The organism is Rhodoligotrophos defluvii, assembly GCF_005281615.1.
In the GTDB taxonomy this organism is placed as follows: domain Bacteria; phylum Pseudomonadota; class Alphaproteobacteria; order Rhizobiales; family Im1; genus Rhodoligotrophos; species Rhodoligotrophos defluvii.
Genome location: NZ_SZZM01000007.1, coordinates 82,038 through 101,720, shown reverse-complemented (window position 1 = coordinate 101,720; position 19,683 = coordinate 82,038). Strand labels below are relative to the sequence as shown.

The 19,683-nt window shown below is 64.9% G+C and carries 15 protein-coding genes; 6 read left to right on the top strand and 9 right to left on the bottom strand.

Annotated elements, in window-relative coordinates:
• Window positions 1-9 precede the first annotated feature (9 nt).
• Window positions 10-1,245 carry an imelysin family protein gene (locus tag E4P09_RS23045; RefSeq protein ID WP_170984598.1) on the top strand — a complete coding sequence of 412 codons (1,236 nt, stop codon included), beginning with the start codon at window positions 10-12 and terminating at the stop codon, window positions 1,243-1,245.
• Window positions 1,246-1,247: 2 nt separating this feature from the next.
• Window positions 1,248-2,372, top strand: a complete 1,125-nt coding sequence (locus tag E4P09_RS23040; RefSeq protein WP_170984597.1) for a DUF1513 domain-containing protein — start codon at window positions 1,248-1,250, stop codon at window positions 2,370-2,372.
• Window positions 2,373-2,406: 34 nt separating this feature from the next.
• On the opposite strand, the gene E4P09_RS23035 is transcribed toward E4P09_RS23040, so the two are convergent.
• The 4 genes from E4P09_RS23035 to E4P09_RS23020 form a co-directional block, all read right to left on the bottom strand.
• The gene (locus E4P09_RS23035) at window positions 2,407-2,673 is read right to left on the bottom strand and encodes a hypothetical protein (RefSeq protein ID WP_137392004.1); all 267 of its coding nucleotides are present in this window, start codon (window positions 2,671-2,673) and stop codon (window positions 2,407-2,409) included.
• 203 nt (window positions 2,674-2,876) lie between these two features.
• Entirely contained in the window at window positions 2,877-4,301 is a 1,425-nt protein-coding gene (locus tag E4P09_RS23030; RefSeq protein WP_137392003.1) for a hypothetical protein, read from the bottom strand.
• Between the two features lie 112 nt (window positions 4,302-4,413).
• Complete coding sequence (locus tag E4P09_RS23025) at window positions 4,414-5,463, bottom strand: hypothetical protein (protein WP_137392002.1); 1,050 nt, start codon at window positions 5,461-5,463, stop codon at window positions 4,414-4,416.
• Between the two features lie 279 nt (window positions 5,464-5,742).
• Entirely contained in the window at window positions 5,743-6,447 is a 705-nt protein-coding gene (locus tag E4P09_RS23020; protein WP_137392001.1) for a hypothetical protein, read from the bottom strand.
• Between the two features lie 126 nt (window positions 6,448-6,573).
• Between E4P09_RS23020 and E4P09_RS23015 the strand changes: the two genes are divergently transcribed.
• The gene (locus tag E4P09_RS23015) at window positions 6,574-7,338 is read left to right on the top strand and encodes an NAD kinase (protein WP_137392000.1); all 765 of its coding nucleotides are present in this window, start codon (window positions 6,574-6,576) and stop codon (window positions 7,336-7,338) included.
• Window positions 7,339-7,500: 162 nt separating this feature from the next.
• Here the strand turns inward: E4P09_RS23015 and E4P09_RS23010 are convergent, their stop codons facing one another.
• From E4P09_RS23010 to E4P09_RS22990, 5 genes are all read right to left on the bottom strand, one after another.
• Entirely contained in the window at window positions 7,501-8,055 is a 555-nt protein-coding gene (locus E4P09_RS23010; RefSeq protein WP_137391999.1) for a TspO/MBR family protein, read from the bottom strand.
• Window positions 8,056-8,112: 57 nt separating this feature from the next.
• On the bottom strand, window positions 8,113-9,240 hold the full coding sequence (locus tag E4P09_RS23005; protein ID WP_170984596.1) for a mitochondrial fission ELM1 family protein: 1,128 nt from the start codon (window positions 9,238-9,240) through the stop codon (window positions 8,113-8,115).
• A 123-nt stretch (window positions 9,241-9,363) separates the two neighbouring features.
• Entirely contained in the window at window positions 9,364-10,107 is a 744-nt protein-coding gene (locus E4P09_RS23000; protein ID WP_137391997.1) for a hypothetical protein, read from the bottom strand.
• Between the two features lie 164 nt (window positions 10,108-10,271).
• Entirely contained in the window at window positions 10,272-10,592 is a 321-nt protein-coding gene (locus E4P09_RS22995; RefSeq protein ID WP_137391996.1) for a 2Fe-2S iron-sulfur cluster-binding protein, read from the bottom strand.
• Between the two features lie 123 nt (window positions 10,593-10,715).
• Window positions 10,716-11,048: an Hpt domain-containing protein gene (locus E4P09_RS22990; RefSeq protein ID WP_170984595.1), complete on the bottom strand. Its 333-nt coding sequence runs from the start codon at window positions 11,046-11,048 to the stop codon at window positions 10,716-10,718.
• Between the two features lie 616 nt (window positions 11,049-11,664).
• Between E4P09_RS22990 and E4P09_RS22985 the strand changes: the two genes are divergently transcribed.
• The 3 genes from E4P09_RS22985 (at window position 11,665) to dgcA (ending at window position 19,535) form a co-directional block, all read left to right on the top strand.
• On the top strand, window positions 11,665-17,343 hold the full coding sequence (locus tag E4P09_RS22985) for an apolipoprotein A-IV repeat region-like domain-containing protein (protein ID WP_137391994.1): 5,679 nt from the start codon (window positions 11,665-11,667) through the stop codon (window positions 17,341-17,343).
• Window positions 17,344-17,523: 180 nt separating this feature from the next.
• A complete protein-coding gene (gene dgcN, locus E4P09_RS22980) occupies window positions 17,524-18,534 on the top strand; it encodes an N-acetyltransferase DgcN (RefSeq protein ID WP_137391993.1) in 1,011 nt (336 codons plus the stop codon).
• 17 nt (window positions 18,535-18,551) lie between these two features.
• The gene (dgcA, locus tag E4P09_RS22975; RefSeq protein WP_137391992.1) at window positions 18,552-19,535 is read left to right on the top strand and encodes an N-acetyl-D-Glu racemase DgcA; all 984 of its coding nucleotides are present in this window, start codon (window positions 18,552-18,554) and stop codon (window positions 19,533-19,535) included.
• Window positions 19,536-19,683: the final 148 nt, after the last annotated feature.

The following is a 19,683-nucleotide window of genomic DNA, read 5'->3' as shown; positions in this document are numbered from 1 at the left end:
GATATGACGGTGGCGGCAGCGGTGGATCGAAGCAAGCGCCTGAATGCACTTGCAAGGCTTGCGGCGGTAGCGCTGGCCGTTGCGTTGCCCGGTCAGCTGCGGGCACAGATGGCGCCCGACACAGCGCAGGCACCGGCTGCGCCCGCCGACAGCACCACGCCAGAGAACGGTACGGCCGAACCCCGCGCCCCGCAAATGGAGGTGCAGCCCGTCGGCATGGTGGAGCTGGCCAAGGGCTTGGTTGCGGAACACGCCGCGCCGGGCTACCGCAGCTTTGCCGCTGAGAGCGCCAAGCTCGCGGCGGCCACCGCCGAACTCTGCGGTGCGCCCAATCCGCGGCGGCTGGAGGCGGTGCGCCAGGCCTTCACCGCCGCCCTCACGGCTTGGCAGCGCGTCCAGCACATTCGCTTCGGCCCTGTGATGCAGGACGACCGCTACTACCGGATCGAATACTGGCCGGACAAGCACGGCCAGGGCGAGAAGCAGCTGCGCAAACTCCTAGGGCCCGGCGGGCTGGCCGGCTTCGACCTCAACCGCATCGCCCAGGCTAGCGTCGCCATACAAGGCTTCCCCGCGCTCGAGCGGGTCCTCTATGGCGATGCCGCCGAGGGCCTCGCCGATACCGCCCCGGAAAGCGCGCCAGCCTGCAATCTTGCCTTGGCCATCGCGCGCAATCTCGCCGCCATGGCCAAGGGCACGGCGGAAGCTTGGCAGCGGGACTATGTGGCGCCCGCGGCAAGTCTCACCGATGCGCAAGCCCGTGCCATCGTGACCGACTTCTACCGGGCCTTCGTCGAGCAGCTCGAAGTTCTGCGCGACCTCAAACTCGGCGCGCCCATGGGCAAGTCGCCGGAGAGCGCGCGCCCGAAGAGTGCCGAAACCTGGCGCAGCCACATGGCGGAGCGCAATCTCGAAACCAATCTGCGCGCTCTGGCTGACCTGTTTTCGGGGCCGAAAGCGGGCGCGGTGCCGGGGCTTGCGGCAGCCATCGACCCAAAGGCCAAGACAGCGAACGGCGGCCCCGCGGCCGACCTGCGCAAGGCGGCCGCAGAGGGCCTCACCTATGCGGCGGAATTCGTGGCCGGGCATCCCCAGCTGCTCGGCGAGCCCCTGGAGAGCGAGGCCGGATGGAAGGCGGCGGATTTCCTCAAGCTCCACCTCGCCGGGGTGCGCGATCATGCAGTCGAGGTACTCGGCGCAGCCCTCGATGCTTCCCTTGGCTTCAATTCCCGGGACGGAGATTGAGCATGGCCCGCGCGTCTTCCCTCGACCGGCGGGCCGTTCTTGCCGGGCTTGCCGCCCTGCCGCTGGCCGGGGCGGCGGAGGTTCTGGCCAAGGCGCCCCAGACGCCGCTTTATCTCTCGGCCTTTACCGGGGATGACAAAGATCACTTCGCGGTGGTGTTCGACGACAAAGGCAAGACGCGTGCCCGCATCGGCCTGCCGGCGCGCGGCCATGGCGGCGCGTTCTCGCCCGTGGCCGCCGACACGGTGATCTTCGCCCGGCGGCCCGGCACCTTCGCAGTGGTGTTCGACCGCCGGTCAGGGCGGGTTCTGGCAAGCCTCTCTTCGCCCGAAGGCCGGCATTTCTTCGGTCACGGCATCTATGACCGCAAGGGCCGCGTGCTCTATACGACCGAAAACGCCTATGAAAGCGGCGACGGGGTGATCGGCGTCTGGGATGCACGGGACGGCTACCGCCGGGTCGGCGAGTTCCCGTCCTTCGGCATCGACCCGCACGACATCCGTCTGATGCCGGACGGATACACACTGGCCATCGCCAATGGCGGCATTCTCACCCATCCCGATCTTGGCCGCCGCAAGCTGAACATCCCGGAGATGAGCCCCTCGCTCGTGCTGGTGGATGCGCGCACCGGCAAGCTCGTATCCGAGGTCAAGCTGCCGCGGGAACTGCACAAGCTTTCCATCCGCCATATGGCGGTGAATGACGCCGGGCAGATCGGGGTGGCCATGCAGTATGAAGGCCCGCGCAGCGACTTGCCGCCGCTCGTGTTCATCTGGCGGGGCAAGGCGCCGCAGCTGCTCGAGGCATCCGAGCCGGTGCTGCGCCGCATGAGCAATTACTGCGGCTCGGCAGCGCTGGACGAGAGCGGGTCGGTGCTGGGGATCTCTGCGCCGCGCGGCGGCATCATGACCTTCTGGTCCATGGCCGACGGGCGCCTGCTGGATACGGCTGAGATCAGTGACGGCTGCGGCATAGCTGCAGCGGGACGGCATCGCTTCCTGCTCTCGAGCGGCGACGGGTCGCTGTCCCTGCACGGCATTGCACGGCAATGGCGCGGATCTACCGGCGGGGAGCTGCCCGTGGCCGCCGGGCATTGGGACAATCACATCATCCGCAGCATCGGCTGAGCAGGGCCTTGCTCGAACGCAAGTCGTCCCTGCTCTATGAGACGATCTCGTCTCGTACAGCCGCCGAATGGGTATCTTCCGCGCCGCGCACCTCATCTGCCGGCGCGTAGGCGTGATCGGCGTGCGCGGAATGATCGATGCCGACCTGGGACGTGGACGTGTCCTGCTCGGTCAGCATGACCGGCACTGGACGATGGACCGCTGCGTCCAGCAGTGGTGCCGCCGCTGAGCTATCCTCGCGTCCATCGGCCGGCAGAGCTGGCGCTTGCGGCTCAAAGGCGGCGCGCGGCAAGGCCAGCATAGCGCTCGTGCTCGCGGTGACGGCGTCAGCCGAAGGATCCGCTTCCCGCCACGTCTGGGGGCCGTCCTCCCCACCCGCGCTCGTAGGGATGCCCAAAAGCCACGCAATCAAGCCATGCGTGACGCGCCCCAAGCGCGCGCGCAGCCCCCGTCGGGAAGTGCGCGCCAGGTCTTGTGAATGCCGCGACATCATTTCTCGATCCCTCAGGATACCGGGCCAATGTCGTGCGGCACCTGATGATGCGCCTGGTCATCCGTGTGCAACGGTGCCGGGGCGTGCGGCAGCAGGTCAGCAGGCTGCTTCAGAGCCGGATCCGCTTTGTCGTCAGAACCATTGCTATGGGTACCGAGATAGGCTCCCGCTGCCGCCGCCCCAGCAGCCACGACGGGTGTGCCGACGGCCAGGACGCCGAGCAGCGCACCTTTCGATGATCCACCCGATGCCTCGGTGTGGGTCTCGGCTGACGCGACCCGGGCATGGTCCGCGCTAGGTCCGGTGGACGCGATAAAGGTGTGATCGGCGTTGGATCCGGTGGACGTGGACGCTGTCAGCGGAGCATTTGGCATGTCCTCGGTCCGGCTCAGCGTCTGGATGTGAGACATGCCCGATGCCCCGGTTTGGGTCTCGGCTGACGCGACCCGGGCATGGTCCGTGCTGGTCCCGGTGGACGTGGTCAGGGTGTGATCCGTGTTGGTTCCAGCCGAGGTGGTCAGGGGGGCATCCGTGCTGGTTTCCTTGGACACGGTCAGGGCAGGCTCCGTATTGGTTCCAGCGGACACGGTCAGGGCAGGTTCCGTGCTGGTTCCGGCGGACGCGGTCAGGGGAGAACTTGTCACGTCCTCTGTCCGGTTCAGCGTCTGCACATGCGGCATGTCCTCGGTCGGGTTCAGCGTAGGCACAGGGCTATGTGGCTCAGAATGCGCGCTCTCCCGTGCAGTGAGTTCATGCGTAATATCATGAGCAGAAACCTGCTCTACCTGACCGTACAAGCGGTCATGTACGTCCTTGGCAACGTTGTAAACATATTCTCTCAAAGCATTGGCGTCTCGGCCATCAAGACTATGCTCCATAACAAGCTGATTTATTTTCGAGTTGGCCAGATCTTTTAGATCTATGTGTCTATCCTGCTGGATTTCATTTGTCAGTCTATCAAAAAAGCTGTCGTCCAGAATGGGGTTATCGGCTGCGTCCACTGTAGGGCTGGTATGCGCTTCGATGGCGGCGGACCTCACCCAAATCCCATCGGCCTCTTTCGTGTACTGGTGCCACTGATCGCCTTCTCTTACCCACCGCAGCCCTTGTTGCTCGCGCTCGAAGCTGAGATTAGCCTCACCGCTTGGCGTGTCATAGCCCTTGAACCCGTCCGGCGCGCCACGCACCGTCGGAAGCGGTTCCACTCGCTCCTGCACGAAGACGTCAAATTTGCCCACCGGGGCTTCGGGGGCGAGCGGACTCGCCCCCCAATCCGCCTTCTGAGGCAGCGTCACCAAGTCGTCGACCAGCTTGTCTAGACGAGCAAAAGGCCCGCTGGGGCTGCTGAGGATGTTAGATCCGCGCGAGGAATTGAGAATAAGCTCTTCCTCTTCGGGAATACTTTCTAAAACAGGCTCAAAAAAAGGACCAGCCATAACACAACCTGTAATGCTCGCGGCAACTGCTTATATTAACGAATATACATATCGCGCCATGTGATGAAGTTCAGCTGGGAGTCAAGCGCACGTCCTTGCTTGGGTTCTGACGTCACGACATCGAGCTCATATCGTGCGGCGTCTGGTGATGCACCTGGTCGTCCGGGTGCAACGGTACCGGGTCGTGCGGCAGCAGGTCGCCACGGTGCTCTAACGGTGGGTTCACCGGACCCTTGTCGTCGGAGCCGCTGCCATGGGTGCCGAGATAGGCTCCCGCTGCCGCCGCTCCAGCGGCCGCGAGGGGTGTGCCAACGGCCAGGACACCGAGCAGCGCGCCTTTGGATGATCCACCCGACGCCTCGGTTTGGGTCTCGGCTGACGCGGTCAAGGCATGGTCCGTGCTGGATCCGGTGGACGCGGTCAGGGGAATATTTGGCATGTCCTCGGTCCGGTTCAGCGTCTGCTCATGCGGCATATCCTCGGTCCGGGTCAGCGTCTGCTCATGCGGCATGTCCTCGGTCCGGGTCAGCGTCTGCACATGCGGCATGTCCTCGGTCCGGGTCAGCGTCTGCACATGCGGCATGTCCTCGGTTCGGGTCAGCGTCTGCGTGGTGTTCAATTCACCGTCAGGCGTGCCTTCAACAGGATGAGACTTTGCAAAATGTACGACCGGATCTGCGGTTACGGCCTGCATTTCGATTTTGGGATTTCCTGCGGTCCAGGTTACGTCCACTTCCCGGTTGGTTTCGACAGGAGTTTCGAAATGCGTGGCGCCATGGCTGTCCGCCGTGGGGCTCGTATGTGTTCCGCCATCACTCGAGGACCTTCCCCAATATCCCTCGCTATCTTTCGTGTACTGGTGCCACTGATCGCCTTCTTTTACCCACCGCAGCCCTTGTTGCTCGCGCTCGAAGCTGAGATTCGCCTCACCGCTCGGCGATTCATAGGCCCTGAACCCGCCTGGTGCGCCCCGCTCCAGCGGCGCGTTGAAGCCCGCTCCGACGGCGCCCTCAGCCTCTAACGGGTTGTAGCTGTGCTCCGCCAGACCCCAATCCCTGAAGGCCCCGGGCGCTCCCAAAACTGACCTTTCAGCATTTAGAATTGCATTTTCTTCAAGGGCACCGTCCTCAAGAGCGGCGACAAAGCTCTCACCTATAGCCATAGTCCACCTTCAAATAACCTTATGATACGCAATCTCATGAAATTCACGCAGAATAACTAGCATACAACCATAGCGAGCACAATGCTCGCGACAATTAAATATGAGCAATGTATCAACATTGCTCGGCCGTGTGCCGGACTGATGTTTCTTGCAATTTAAAACTAAATTGGCGATGAACGGATCATCGAGCCTACCCGCGTGCCTTCTGCTCGTGCGGACTGTGCTGCAACGGCATTCGGCAGGTGAACGAGCCGCACGACAGCCATGCGCTTCGCATACTCATCGGGCAACGGGCGGGTCGGCAAACCCCTGGGATTTCGGCGCATTCGGCAGCGGTGCTGCCACCAGCGGGCGGGTTGGAGCCGCGCTACTCTGCTTCACCAGAGTGAGACTCAAGGCCTCATAGCTGCGGCCCCGCGCGTCTTGTCGGCGCACCACGCTGCCCAGGCGCCGGTCGCCGCGGTTGAGCACCAGGACCCAATGGCTGGTGCCGCCCGACTTGATCGATTGCCGATCGTTATCGCCATGAGGGCGGCTGACCATGGTGATGTAGAGCCCCCTGCCCCGGAACTCGCAATGGGCGAAGCTGCCACCGGCCTGGTCGGATGCCGAGAAGAAACCGGACAGCAAGGGATGGCTGCCGAGGAGAACCAGTTCTCCGGCGAGCACGAAGCGCGTGCCGCGTCCGCTGCAGGCCAGGCTCTGCTGCATCCGGCGGGATCCCGCCGACCACTGAACGTCGAGGCTGCATTCCACCCGCTGCGGCGCAGCGGACGCGCTGGTTCGCAGGGCGCCAAGCCCTCTCCACTGACCAGACAGCCCTTCGAGAACGGCAAATTGCGCCTCCTGCGCAAGGGCCGGCACCGCGGCATTGCTCACGCCGATCAGCAAGGCCGCAACCCGCGAGGCGGCAAGCCGCGAGCGGACACGCCGCGAGGGGGCACGCCGCCTGGCCCCGCATCCAGCTGACGCGAACGTTCTCATGTCCCGGCTGCTGTCCTTGCGGCAGCAAGGCGATGATTTGGCATGTCTTTCGCTCGCGAGGACGTTGTCGCCTTTCGGCCCGGCCTATGGCAATAAACGCCGTCCGGATTCGGAGGGCAAGATCCTATGTCAATCAAGGTCGCGTTTATTGCCGCCGATAACGACTCCGCACGGCGGGCGAGGCGTCGGCTGATGCGCCGATACCCCTCGACCACGCCCGAGGAGGCCGAGATCATCATCGCCCTTGGTGGCGACGGGCTGATGCTGCAGACCTTGCACCGGTTCGTCAGCCAGCAGAAGGCAATCTACGGTATGAACCGCGGCTCTCTGGGCTTCCTCACCAATAGCTATGCGGAAGAGGGCCTGCTCGAGCGGATCGCCAAGGCCGAGCGCACCGAGATCAGGCCGCTGCGCATGCAGGCCCTGACCCGGGACGGCAATGGCCACCGGGCCCTTGCGTTCAACGACGTCTATCTTCTGCGCGAGACCTTCCAGACAGCCAAGCTGCGCATCTCCATCGACGGCATCGTGCGCATGAGCGAGCTGATCTGCGACGGCGTCCTCGTTGCAACCCCGGTGGGCAGCACCGCCTACAACCTGTCGGCGCATGGGCCGATCCTGCCCATCAACTCGCCCCTGCTGGCGCTCACGCCGATCAGCGCCTTCCGCCCGCGGCGCTGGCGCGGAGCCATCCTGCCCCAGCAGGCCAAGGTACGCATCGAGGTGATCGAGCCGGACAAGCGCCCGGTCAGCGCGGTGGCCGATCACACGGAGTTCCGGGACGTGATGCAGGTCGATGTTGAACAGGATACTGAAGTCAGCGTCACAATGCTCTTTGATCCCGGGCATAATCTGGCCGACCGGGTGCTTGCTGAACAATTCTTCTACTAGAGGTGCGCAGCCGTGCAGCGGGTACCCTACCGTTTAGGAAAGTTTTAAGAGAGCTCCCATAATTTTAGCTAAGTGAGTTGCGTAACTGGCTGGCCGCTCCGGCCAATGCGTAGGGCGTGTCGAGGGCGACTTCGACACGCCTTTTTCTTGGGACATACCCTGTCAATTCAGCCACCAGATCGCGATATTCAGCAGAAGATCATATGTGATCCAGACCAAATGCGGCCACAATAGTAAAGAGGCCCACCGGTTAATTCGGTAGAAACTGAATACGGTCGCCAGAACCGCCGCAAGCAGGAAGATGAGCACCAGCAGCCCCAGAACCGGGCTCTGCGCGCCGAAAAATAGGGCCGGCCAAGCGATGTTCAGCACGAGCTGCACACCGAAGATGAAGAGCGCGGGGAATTTCAGGCTGCGCGCGGCAGGCGCTTTCCAGACCAGCCACAACGATACGGCCATCAAGGAATAGAGCATGATCTGGATGGGCCAGATGAGCCAGCTCGGCAGGGCAAAGGCGGGCTTGACGAGGCCGGCATACCAGGGTGACAGGTTGGAGATGATGAACGCGCTGCCGATGGCCGCTACCGCAAAGCAGAGCACGAAGGCTACGATCAAAGCCGTGTAGGAGTCCTGTCCCGCCGGTTGGGCATGGCTGCGCGTGGCGGCGCTCTGGTTCGGCGGCGTGGGCTGATTTTCGGGACCGGCGGCTTCAGTCATGGGCGGGGCTCCTTCGCCCCGAAGCTACACGAGCGCCTGTCGCGCTCCTAGAGACTATTAGGAGGCTGCGCCGAACAGCGCCCTCACCCGGATGAGCGCCTCGTCCATGGGATTGGGCAGCGGCGCAATCTGCCGCAGCTCCGGTTCCCCGAGCCGGGTGAGATGCCTTCTGGCCACCAGCTCATCCACAAACAGCTCCACGTTTCGCCGCGGCGAGATCAAGCCGGCCGCATGCAGCCGCGCCCGGAGCCTCTCTCGCCAATTCGCTTGACCGGGCGCGGATGGGCTTCGGCTCCGACGTGCGCCGAAAAGCGCGCGCTCGGCGCGCGGCAGCGCGTAAACTTCGGTGGGCCGTCCGGTCCGGCAAGCCTCGGTCATCATCGACACACTCTCGCCCGTCACGATGAAGCGGTCGGCCAAGGCGAGGAAGGCCTTATGCGGATTTTCGCCGCCGCGTGTCCAGATATGGACATGGGCCGGTGCGCTTACGCTCTGCTGGAGCACGGCGGCCGCGGCCGCACCGGTTCGTGGCGAGGTGGAGACCAGCAGCGATCCGCCCGCGGCCCTGGCGCGAGCGGATACCGCCTCTGCCAGGTCCCGTGCGGCATTCTCGTCGAGGACATAGGGCTCGCGGCTGCCGCCCACCAATACGCCAATCCACGGCCGCGGCAGGTGCTGGATCCGTGCCTGCCATGTGGCGAGTTCATCCGCGGGGACCAGGGCGGGGTCCTCCGTCAGCGGTGTGAGATTGTGGAGCACGTTGGGGCCCTGGGGCAGACCGTATTGCGGGGTGGTGATGATCAGGTCGAACCAGGCGAGCGGCGCTTGCGGCCGGCCGAGATGGACGAGCTTCGTGTGGCCACCGGATTGGCGTTTGATCCATTGTGCGGCCGGGACCGACCGGCGGCCGACCGCGATCACCAGATCAGGCCAGGGCGCCTGGATCACCTTCCGCGCCGCAGGGCTGAGCCCCCACAGACGATGCCGCGAAATGACGTTAGGAATCACATATAAGTGGTTGAAGATGAGCTGCTTCAGCTCGCAGCGCCATCCAAGGCTGCGTGCCAGAGCCAGCGCTTGCGCCGTATCGCCAGCGTGGACGCCCGCCAGCACCCAGACCGACGGCTTATCGTCGGTCACCTTCGTGCAGGTGCTGGATTTACTCGCGTACACGGGCTGGGCCATCGTCATCCTGGAACTGCTGTGCTCGACCCCCTCATGACAGACCGGCGCGGCTTGCTCAAGCGCAAGCCGTCAGGCCCTTTTCGCCAGCGCACATGACCGCTAAGTCGTACCTGACAGATCGTCCTACTCCAGAACCATGTCCGAGGCCGTGCCGCCGGCAACCGGCGGATGGCTCGCCAGACTGTCGAAAGTGAATTGCGGTATCGTGACATCCGGCACCGTTTGCACCTGAAAGATCAGAGCATTCGGCTCGCCCGCGTCCGACTTGCGCGCGCTGACCACGCGCGGACCGGCCGAGTCGCTCACTCTCCGGGCGTTAGCCGAGGGTGGTGGCGTGCTCGGGTTGGGCGTGGCGACGGCCGCGGAGCTCGGCTGAGATGCAGCTGGCGCCTTCGCAGGCGCCGACGGGGCGGATGCGACCGCCAGCGCCGGCTGAGCAGGTGCCGGCGTCGTCGTATCCGGCACGGGTTCCGCGCCGCTGTCGAGGGCCGCCGCCGGATCGCTGTTCGACGGCACCTCGACCGGAGGCATCCCGGCCCGGTCCTCCGGCAGCTGCTGTCGTTTCATGGCGACGGCGCGCGCCGGCTTTGCTGAGCGCGTGGCGCGGACGCTCGGCCGGTCGGCCGGTTTCGGCCGGGGTACGATGGCTTCGAATTCCACCGAAACTTCGGGGCCGGGGGCGGTCACCAGATGCTGCTCGACCGCGGCAACCGGCGTCAACTCACCTTGCGCCAAGGGCCTCGCCGTCACCCTGCTGAACCATTCCGACCCGACCTTGGGTACGCACCCCTGAACCATCACGCCACTGAGAACGATACAGAACACGGACCAACACTTCGCCCGCCCGGGACGACGTGCCCTGTTCATGATCAGCCTCCCATGCTGACATGTTGTGGCACCACCTTAGAGAAAGCCACTGATTCTTCAATACCTGAAGTTGCATTCAAAGAGCACCTCGCGCATCGCACACCCAAGCGAGGGTCTGTTCGGTGCAAGTCTGGCCAAATGATGAAAGAGCGCGCGGGCCCGGCTTAGAATTGCTTTTCCGGAATGCGGACCACAAGCCCGTCGAACGCGTCGGTGACCTTCACCTGGCAGGACAGCCGGCTGTTCTCGCGCACATCAAAGGCGAAGTCGAGCATGTCCTCCTCCATCTCATTGCGCGTGCCGAGCTTGTCGAACCACTCGGGATCCACATAGACATGGCACGTGGCGCAGGCGCAGGCTCCGCCGCAGTCCGCGTCTATGCCGGGCACCATGTTGCGCACCGCGGTTTCCATAAGCGTCATACCGGGCTCGGCATCGACAATGTGGGTGGTGCCATTGGATTCGATGAAGGTAATCTTCGGCATTGCTCTATTGGAAGTCGTTATCCATCCGGCCGGGGCGGCCGCCAGCCTCTAGCATGAAACCACGCGCGACGAATAGTCCGATATGGGCGCTGGGCAGCTCTCGGCGGACGCGCATTTGTCGCATCAGCGATCAGCAAGGCATCCGGGAGCGCTTGCGATGGCGGCCGTGACCACCGCGACCTCTGACCGCACGGCTTCGAGCAGCTGCAGGCCCTCGGGCGGCGCCGGGCCGGACATTTCCGCGCGGGCAGCGAGATCGGCCAGCTGCCAGGCCCCGATGGCCAGAGCCGACCCCTTCAGCTTATGGGCGGCGCGCCGCCATTCCTCCGCGGAGCTCGTCGTGTCGAGCACAGCCTGCGCCGCCGCCGCGGTTTCGGCGAACAGACGCAACACCTCCGCCTCCAGGGATTTGTCCCCGGCGGTATACTGATTCAAGTGCTCGAAATCGATCGGCATCGGCGGCCCTCCCGTCGACCGCACGGGACCCCTGTCATTGCGGGCTGAAGCCATACCGATCCAGGACGAAAAAACAAATATCCATAGCCGCCAACCGTTGTCAAATGGTTAACAAAACGGACCTGGCCTCGACTCGCACCGGAGACCATGAGTTCGCGCCAGCTACGCCTTTCCCATCATAACCCCTTGAAAACGAAGGATATTAACCAACAATACATTTAGCCAAAAGGGTGAATTCAGGGTGGGTTTGTCCGTTTCATTTATTAAGGTATTGTAGGCGACTGCACTTGGAGGGACGAGCGGAGGCCACGCTGCAGCGTTTGATCCACACGTCTGTGGTTGTCATGCAACACCGTTTGCGGAATAAGCGGTGAGGATGGATTGCGCCCGTGCGGCGGGTTGGGCAGCGGCATGACTACCATATATGGTGAATGATGGGGACAGACGCACTAAATACATTTGTTCAGCTGGTATTCCCACTGTTTAGTGTCCTCCTCGGCGGAAAACAGATGCACGTGAGTCTGATGATTCAGCGGGCGGGATTAAGTGCGTTGCGGAGAACCAGAGTATGACCAGCAACCCTATCGACCCACGCAGAAGGTCGCAGAGGCGTCTCATGAGGCGATCCGCAAGCGAACTCGAACGATCGCGGACCGTGCCGGCTGACGATGCCGCGCCTGAGGTCGACCGCCGGCGCGGCGGGGCGCCGCTGTCCGGTCGCCCGGCCAATGAGAACGAGCCCACGACGGCAGCCCTGATCGGCAGCTTGAAGCGGAAGCCGTCGAGCTTGCCATACTGGGGTGCTGCCGTCATTTCCGTCCTGTGGGTCGTCATCGCGGTCACTTCCCTGATCGGCTATTTCGGCTCCGAGCCGGGGCGCAACCTCGCGGCCTCAGCGCCCACTTTGCCGGCGGCCACTCTCGCCATCGTGGCCGGCCTGCCGGTGCTGCTGATCTGGAGCATTGCCTATATGATGCGCCGCGCCCAGCACATGCGGCAGGTCTCCGAAACGCTGGTCCAGACGGCCATCCGCCTGGTGCGCCCGCAGGACGTCGCCAGCGAGGAGCTGTCCACGGTCACCGAGACCGTGCGGCGCGAGGTGGCGAATCTCTTGAGCAGCGTGGAGCAGGCGATCCAGAGGGCAAGCGAGCTCGAGACGCTGGTCCACAAGGAGATCTCCGCGCTGGAACGAGCCTTCGGCGGCAACGAGGAGCGCATCCGCACGCTGGTGAGCGGCCTGGAGAGCCAACGGACTGCGCTGGAAGAAACCGTCTATATGTTGAGCTCCGAGACCGGACCGCTGCTCACCCGTGTGGAGGACAGCTCAGGCTCGCTGCGCAACATCATTGACCAGGCCAGCGCCACTCTGCACTCTCTCGAGCACGGCTTGAAATCCTCGACTGAGGAACTTGCCGGCACGATCGAGACCATTGCGAACCGGACCAGCTCCGCGAGCGCGGAGATCACGGCACAGACCGGGCGCCTCGAGTCGCTGTCGACCAAGGTGCTGGACGATATCCGCGTCTTCTCAGGCGAGTTGTCGTCACAGGTGGAGGCCCTGTCGCACTCCGCCAAGTCGCTTACCGACACCAACCTGCAGATCTCGACCGAGATGGGCCGGATGACCGAGCAGTTCTCCGGCCAGATCCAGCAGAGCGCCAGCGACGTGGTGCAGTCCCTGCGGCTCGCCACATCCGGGATCGACGAGGCCAACCAGGGCTTCGTCAACCACGTCAACGGCACGGCGGATGCCATTCATGCCCGCTTCAAGCAGGCCAGCGAAGAATTCGTGCAGCTTATTCGCGCAACCAGCAGCGATGTCTCGGGCGCCCATGCGGAGGCCGTATCAAACCTCGGCGAGATCAGCAGCAAGTTCCACGAGGAGCTGCGGGAGTCGACCGGGGAGGTGCTGGAGCTGCTTCAGACCACCGGCTCGAACGTGAGCTATCAGCTGCGTGAATCGTCCCATGAGGTCGCCCAGCAGCTGCAACGGTCGGGCTCCGAACTCGCCGAGCAGATCGATATGGCCGGGGGCGCCGTCGCCGAACGACTGCTGAGCGCGAGTTCAGGCTTCATCGAGAACCTCTCGCGCGCCCGATCCGAACTGTTCGATTACCTCGAGCGCTCCGGCAGCGAGATCACCGAGCGGATGGAGCAGAGCTCGGCGCAGTTCATCGACCGGTTCGATTCCGCGAATGCGGAGATCTCCGAACGGATGGAACAGAACGCCTTGCGCGTCCTCGAGCGGTTCGATTCAACCCACGCCCGGGTGGCCGATCACTTCAGGGCGACATCCGACCAGGTCGCGACGATTATGGACCGGTCCGCCGATTCCATTCTCAGCCGGTTCGACGCCCGGGCCGGGGACGTGGCGCAGACGCTCGACCAAGCCGGCGACCAGCTGTTCATCCGGCTGGACGACACGGTCAAGAGCCTCGGAAACCGTCTGGATGAGGCAAGTTCGCTGTTCGAGCGGATCACCACGGACGTCACCGGCCGCATCGATGGAACCGGCGTGCGCTTTGCCCGCGATGTGGAGGGGGTCAGCGAGCGTGTCCTGGGCCGCATCGAGGAGGCCGCGACCAGCGTCACCTACACTCTCGACGGCACCACCCAGCGGCTTGTCGGCCAGATCGAGGATGCCGCCGGGCGGACCAATAACGCGGTTGGCAGCCTGGGCGACCGGGTGATCGAACACTTCGACAATGCCACCGAGACGTTCCGCAGCAGCTTCGAGGGCGCGAGCGAGCGGTTGTCGAGCCAGATCGACAGCGCCACGGGCGAGGTGAACCGGATCGTGGAGAGCGCGGGCGACCGCCTGTCCACCAAGGTTGGCGAGGCGGTGGAGCTCGTGCACGCGAGCCTCGACAGCTCGACGCAGCGGGTGGCGGAGGAGCTCGATCGTTCGGTGCGAATGATCGCCGGGAATCTCGAGGCGACGAGCGTCCGCCTCGTGTCGCAGGTCGGCGATGTCGCCGGTTCGATCAACGAGAGCCTGGACCAGACCAGCACCCGAGTGGTGCAGGAAATCGGGGACATGGTCGGCGCGGTCACCAGCAGCCTCGACAGCACCGGGGAACGCACGGTGGCGCAGATCGCCACTCTCACCGGCTCGGTCACCGAGGGGCTGCACGCCACCGGCGAGCGTCTGCTCGGCGAGATCGGCGATATGGTCAGCTCGGTCAACCTGTCGCTGGAAAGCGCCGGCGACAAGGTGGTCGGCCGCATCAGCTCGCTGGCCGGCACGGTGGCCCGCAACCTGGAAGTGGCGAGCGAGCGGACCATCAACCATGTGGAACAGGTGGCGGGCTCGATCCGCTCCGAGCTCGACAACTCCGCCATGCGGGTGGGCGACGAGCTTGGCAGCGTCATCGGCACCCTGACCGAGAGCCTGTCCGCAACCAGCGGTCGGGTGGTCAGCGAAGTCAGCGAGATGACCGGCAGCGTCAGCCGCCAGCTGTCCGCCACCGGCGAGGAGGTGGTCGGCAGTCTCGGTCAGATTGCAGGGCTCGTGCAGAGCGACCTTGCGGCGACCCGGGAGCGGATCGTCGGCGAGGTCGGCGATGCGCTGGATGGGGTCAACCAAGCCATCAGCGCCACGAGCGACCAGCTGGTCGGGCGCGTGGGGCTCCTGGTGGACACCGTGCATCGCGACCTGGAGAGCACGAGCGAGCGCCTCGTGGCGCAGCTCAACGACACGGCAGGGATCATCACCAAGTCGGTGGGCGATACCGGCGAGACCGTCGTGGGCAGATTTGGCGAGACGGTGGCTTCCCTCACCTTCGCCGTCAACCAGACCGGAACCGAGGTGGGCAGCAATATCGACAAGCTGCTCGAATCTCTCTCGACCACCGTCGAGGGCGCCCGCGAGCGCATGCGCGCCGACGTGGGCAGCCTCGCCGGCAATATCTCCACCACCCTCGACACGATCAGCCGGCGGGTGCTCGACGAGTTCGGCGAGGCTGCGTCCGGCGTCAACCAGAACCTGGAGATCGCCGGCAGCAAGCTCGTCAGCCAGGTGCATCTCGCTGCGGACAACTTCAACCGCACCATACTGTCGACCAATGACGAGGTCTTCGCCCATATGGACCAGGCCGCAGGCTCGGTCCGCGAAAGCATCGCCAAGATCGGCACGGAGGTGGTGGAGCGCTTCAACAGCACGTCCGCGGAGGTCACCCACCGGCTGGACGAGTCGACCGACCGTTTCGATCGCACGGCAGCCGCGGTGACGGAGAAGCTTCAGTCGGCCAGCATCATCTTCAAGGATGTGGTGGAGAAGGCCGGCAACCAGATCTTCGAGGACGTGGACCGGGTGGTGGAGCAGGTGGCCGACCGGGTCGGGATCGTCGGCAGCAGCATTGCCGACCGGTTCGAGCGGGCGACCAGCGACGTATCCCACCATCTCGACCGGGCCACGATCACGCTGGAGACCACCGGTTCGGAGACGGCGTTGCGCCTGGAGGATGCCGGGGCCAAGTTCGCCAAGCACCTGACTGCGGCGAACGACTACTTCACCTCCCAGCTGGCGGAGAGCGCAACCGACCTCGACACCCGCCTCGAGCGGATCAGCCAAGGCCTCACAGGAGAGTTGCAGAAGGCGGTCGAAGACATTCTCGGCGCGCTCTCGGCACAGGGCAACGATATCACCAGCCGCGTGCAGGGCACGAGCGCCAGGATCACGACCGATCTTCAGCTCATCACCAGCGCCCTCCACGATCAGCTGGAGACCGCGAGCACCACCGCCATGGAGGAGTTCGGCTCGATCGGCGGCAAGCTGTCCGGCGAGCTGAGCGAGCTGACCACGAAGCTGTCCACGCAGGTGAGCACCCTCACCCAATCCACGATGGAGAGCTTCACGGGTACGGCCGAGCAGCTCACCCGTCAGCTGGAAACCATGGGCCTCGATATGAACCGCCAGCTCGAGGAGCGCAGCCGCGCCGTGATGGAGCAGTTTGCCCGGACCGGATCGGAGGTGACCAACAGCGTTGGCGGCACCAGCGAGGCGGTGGTCGCGCGTATGGGCGACATGACGCGCCTGCTGACCGAGACCATGCAGGCGTTCAAGTCCGAGGTCGACCGCATCGTCGACAGCCGCGAGGAAAGCTTCGATGCGGTACTGGACCGCCTGGGCAAGAAGACGGAAGAGCTCGACAACGTCATGCGCAGCTTCACCGGGCTGGTGGAGGAGTCGCTGCTCCTTGTCGAGCGCCGGGCGCGCGAGGTCGGCACCCAGCTCGAGAACCAGACCGGTCAGACGGTGCGCAGCTTCGACCAGGAGCTGAAACGGCTCCAGGTCGAGGCCGACAGCCAGATTGCGGCTGCCGCCGAGAAGCTGCAGGCGCAATATGACCGGGCGCTCGCCGCGATGAGCGAGCTTCTGTCCAACACGAGCGGCCATTTCAACGAGACGGCCCAGGAAATGCGCGCGGCCGCCCAAACGGTGGTGAAAGAGATCGAGGCGACCCGCGACGAGATGCGGCGCGCGATCTTCGAGCTGCCTGAGGAGACCCGCAGCAACGCGGATGCTATGCGGCAGGTGGTGGCCGACCAGCTGGCGGCGCTCACGGCGCTGGCCGAGGTGGTCAAGCGGCACGGCAAGTCGCTGGACCTGTCCGGTCCCGGCATCCAGATTCCCGAAAAGGTGGACGGGGGCCGTCGCCTGGGAAAATCTGAGGGCGCCACGTCCATGGTCGCTACGGCCAGGACGTCTGGCGCCCTGAAACCGTGGCAGCCGGAGCGGAGCTTCGCTGCCGAGGCGGGACCCCACGATCCCGCCGCCGCCCAGGTTGAGCTCCCCGGGGGCGCGCCGCAGGCGAAGGACAGCGCCTCGAGCCGCCTCGCAGAGCCCATCCTTGCGGTGCCGGCCGACGAGCCGGAAGAGGCCCCGGCACCGTCACTCGAGGAAAGCGCCGAGATGCCGCTCTCGCTGCTGCCGGATCGGGCACAGAAGATCTTCGCGCGGCTCTACGACATTTCCGTCGACCTGACGCGGGCCCTCGACGAAACGCCCCCCGCGGATATCTGGCGCCGCTACAAGGGCGGCGAGCGCGATGCCTTCATGCGCCGGCTGTGGGAGCTCGAAAGCGACGCGCTGCGTCAGAGCATCGCTCAGCGCTATCGCAATGAGGCGGCGTTCCAGGCCGACGTCCGCAGCTACATGTCTGAGTTCGAGAGCTTGCTCGACGCAGTCTCCGGTGCGCGAAACGGCGATGACCTCGTGGATGCCTGCCTCGCCACCGAAGCCGGCAAGATCTACCTGATGCTCGGCAAGTCCTCCGGGCGGATCAAAGGCTGACTCCAGCCGCCGGCTCGCCTCTCTCAGCCCAGGCGAGCCGGCAGCGCCCTACCCCCGGATGACGCTCCCATCCTGCGACGACATAGGCGCCTGCCCGCCCCTTGCGGACAGGCGCGTTTCAGTGTTTGACATGCTGTCCGCGCGTCATGTCGCTGCGGCGGGATCTCGGGAGACGTATTCATGGAAATTGCCAAGCCCTACCTGATGTTTTTGGGCGATGTTCATGACCAGCTGGCGGCCAAGACGGCGCAGGGCGTGGTGGACTGGCGACGTGATTGGTGCATCGGGCAAATGCGGCTGCCCGGATGCAAGGCGGACTGCGGACTGCAGGACATGACCATTGCGCAAGCGGCTGCCGCGGGGGCGAAGACCATGGTCGTCGGCGTGGTCAATGCGGGCGGCGTGCTGCCGGACCACTGGGTCTCGGCCATCGTGGAGGCGCTGGACTCGGGGCTTGATGTGGCAACCGGCCTCCATAAGCGCTTGGCCTCGGTGCCGGCCATCGCCGAGGCTGCGCGGAGGCACGGCCGCAAGCTGCATGATGTGCGGTTCTCCGATCACGCCTTCGCGACCGGCAAGGGCACCAAGCGGCCGGGGCTGCGGCTTCTGACGGTAGGCACCGACTGCTCCGTCGGCAAGAAATACACCGCCCTGGCGCTGGAAAAGGAAATGCGGGCCCGCGGGCTCGACGCAGAGTTCCGCGCCACCGGCCAGACGGGCGTGCTGATCTCCGGGCGCGGCGTTGCGATCGATGCGGTGGTTGCCGACTTCATCTCGGGCGCGGCCGAATGGATCTCGCCCGCGGCCGCACCCAGCCACTGGGATGTGATCGAGGGCCAAGGCTCGCTCTTCCATCCCTCCTTCGCCGGAGTGACGCTCGGCCTGCTGCACGGTGCCCAGCCCGATGCCTTCGTGGTGTGCCACGAGCCGACCCGCAAGACCATGCGCGGGGTCGAGCACCCCTTGCCGACCATCGGCCAGGTGATCGACCGCACCATCCTCGAGGGGCAGCTCACCAATCCGGCAATCCGCTGCGTGGGCATTGCGGTCAACACCCAAGCCCTGGGGGATAACGAGGCCAAGGCCTATCTCGATAGCGTTTCGCGCGACTACAGTCTCCCCGCGACCGACCCGATTCGCTATGGAATTGCCTCGATTGTCGATAATGTCATTGCGCAATTCCCTCGCTAAGCTGTAGGCCGCCGCCCATGCCCACCCTCAAGATAGCCCATGAGAGCTGGCCGATCGCCGGTTCGTTCACCATCTCGCGCGGCTCGAAGACCTCGGCGGAGGTGGTCGTGGTCACCCTGGAGGAAGGCGGCGCCATTGGCCGGGGCGAATGCGTGCCTTACGCCCATTACGGCGAGACGGTCGAATCCGTCACGGCGGCAATCGAGGGGCTGCGGCGCGATATCGAGAACGGCATTAACCGGGAGGCGCTGCGGACCAGCATGCCGGCGGGCGCGGCGCGCAATGCGATCGACTGCGCTCTGTGGGATCTGGCGGCAAAGCGTTCGGGCCGGCCCGCATGGCTGATGGCCGGACTGCCCGAGCTCAAGCCCCTGGTCACGGCCTACACGCTGAGCCTCGCGAGTGCCGAAGCCATGGGCGAGCAGGCTGCCCGCTATGCGGACCGGCCGCTTCTCAAGCTGAAGCTTGGCACCGGAGATGGTGATATCGCGCGCCTTAAGGCGGTGCGGCGCGCTGCCCCCGACAGTCGCCTCATCGTCGATGCGAATGAGGGCTGGACCCCCGACCAGCTGCCGGACTTGTTCCGGGCTTGTGCGGAATTGGGCGTCGAACTGATCGAGCAGCCGCTGCCGGCTCTCGATGATTCCCCCCTCGCCGGTATCGAGCGGCCGGTTGCGGTCTGCGCGGACGAAGCGGTGCACGACCTGCAGACGCTCGACGGACTGGTCGGGAAATACGACGCAGTGAACATCAAGCTCGACAAGACGGGTGGCCTCACCGAGGCGTTGCTGCTGGCCCAGGCGGCGGCGGACCGGAACATGCGCATCATGGTCGGCTGCATGTTGGCCACCTCCCTTGCCATGGCGCCTGCGATGATCGTGGCCCAGCGCGCCGCGGTGGTGGATCTCGATGGGCCGCTGCTCCTGGCCCGCGACCGCGAACCGGGCATTCGTTTCGAGGGCAGCACGATGTTCCCGCCACCGCCGGAACTCTGGGGTTAACGCATCGGGTTGCGGGCAACGCTTCCTCAATCATTCCACACAATACTCCGTTAAACACGCCGGACGCGCGTGGGCGCGGCCGAGTGCACGTATGGCCGATATCGGCTACGGGCGCGGAGAGGGCGTCCGTCGAGGATTGTGGTGGGAT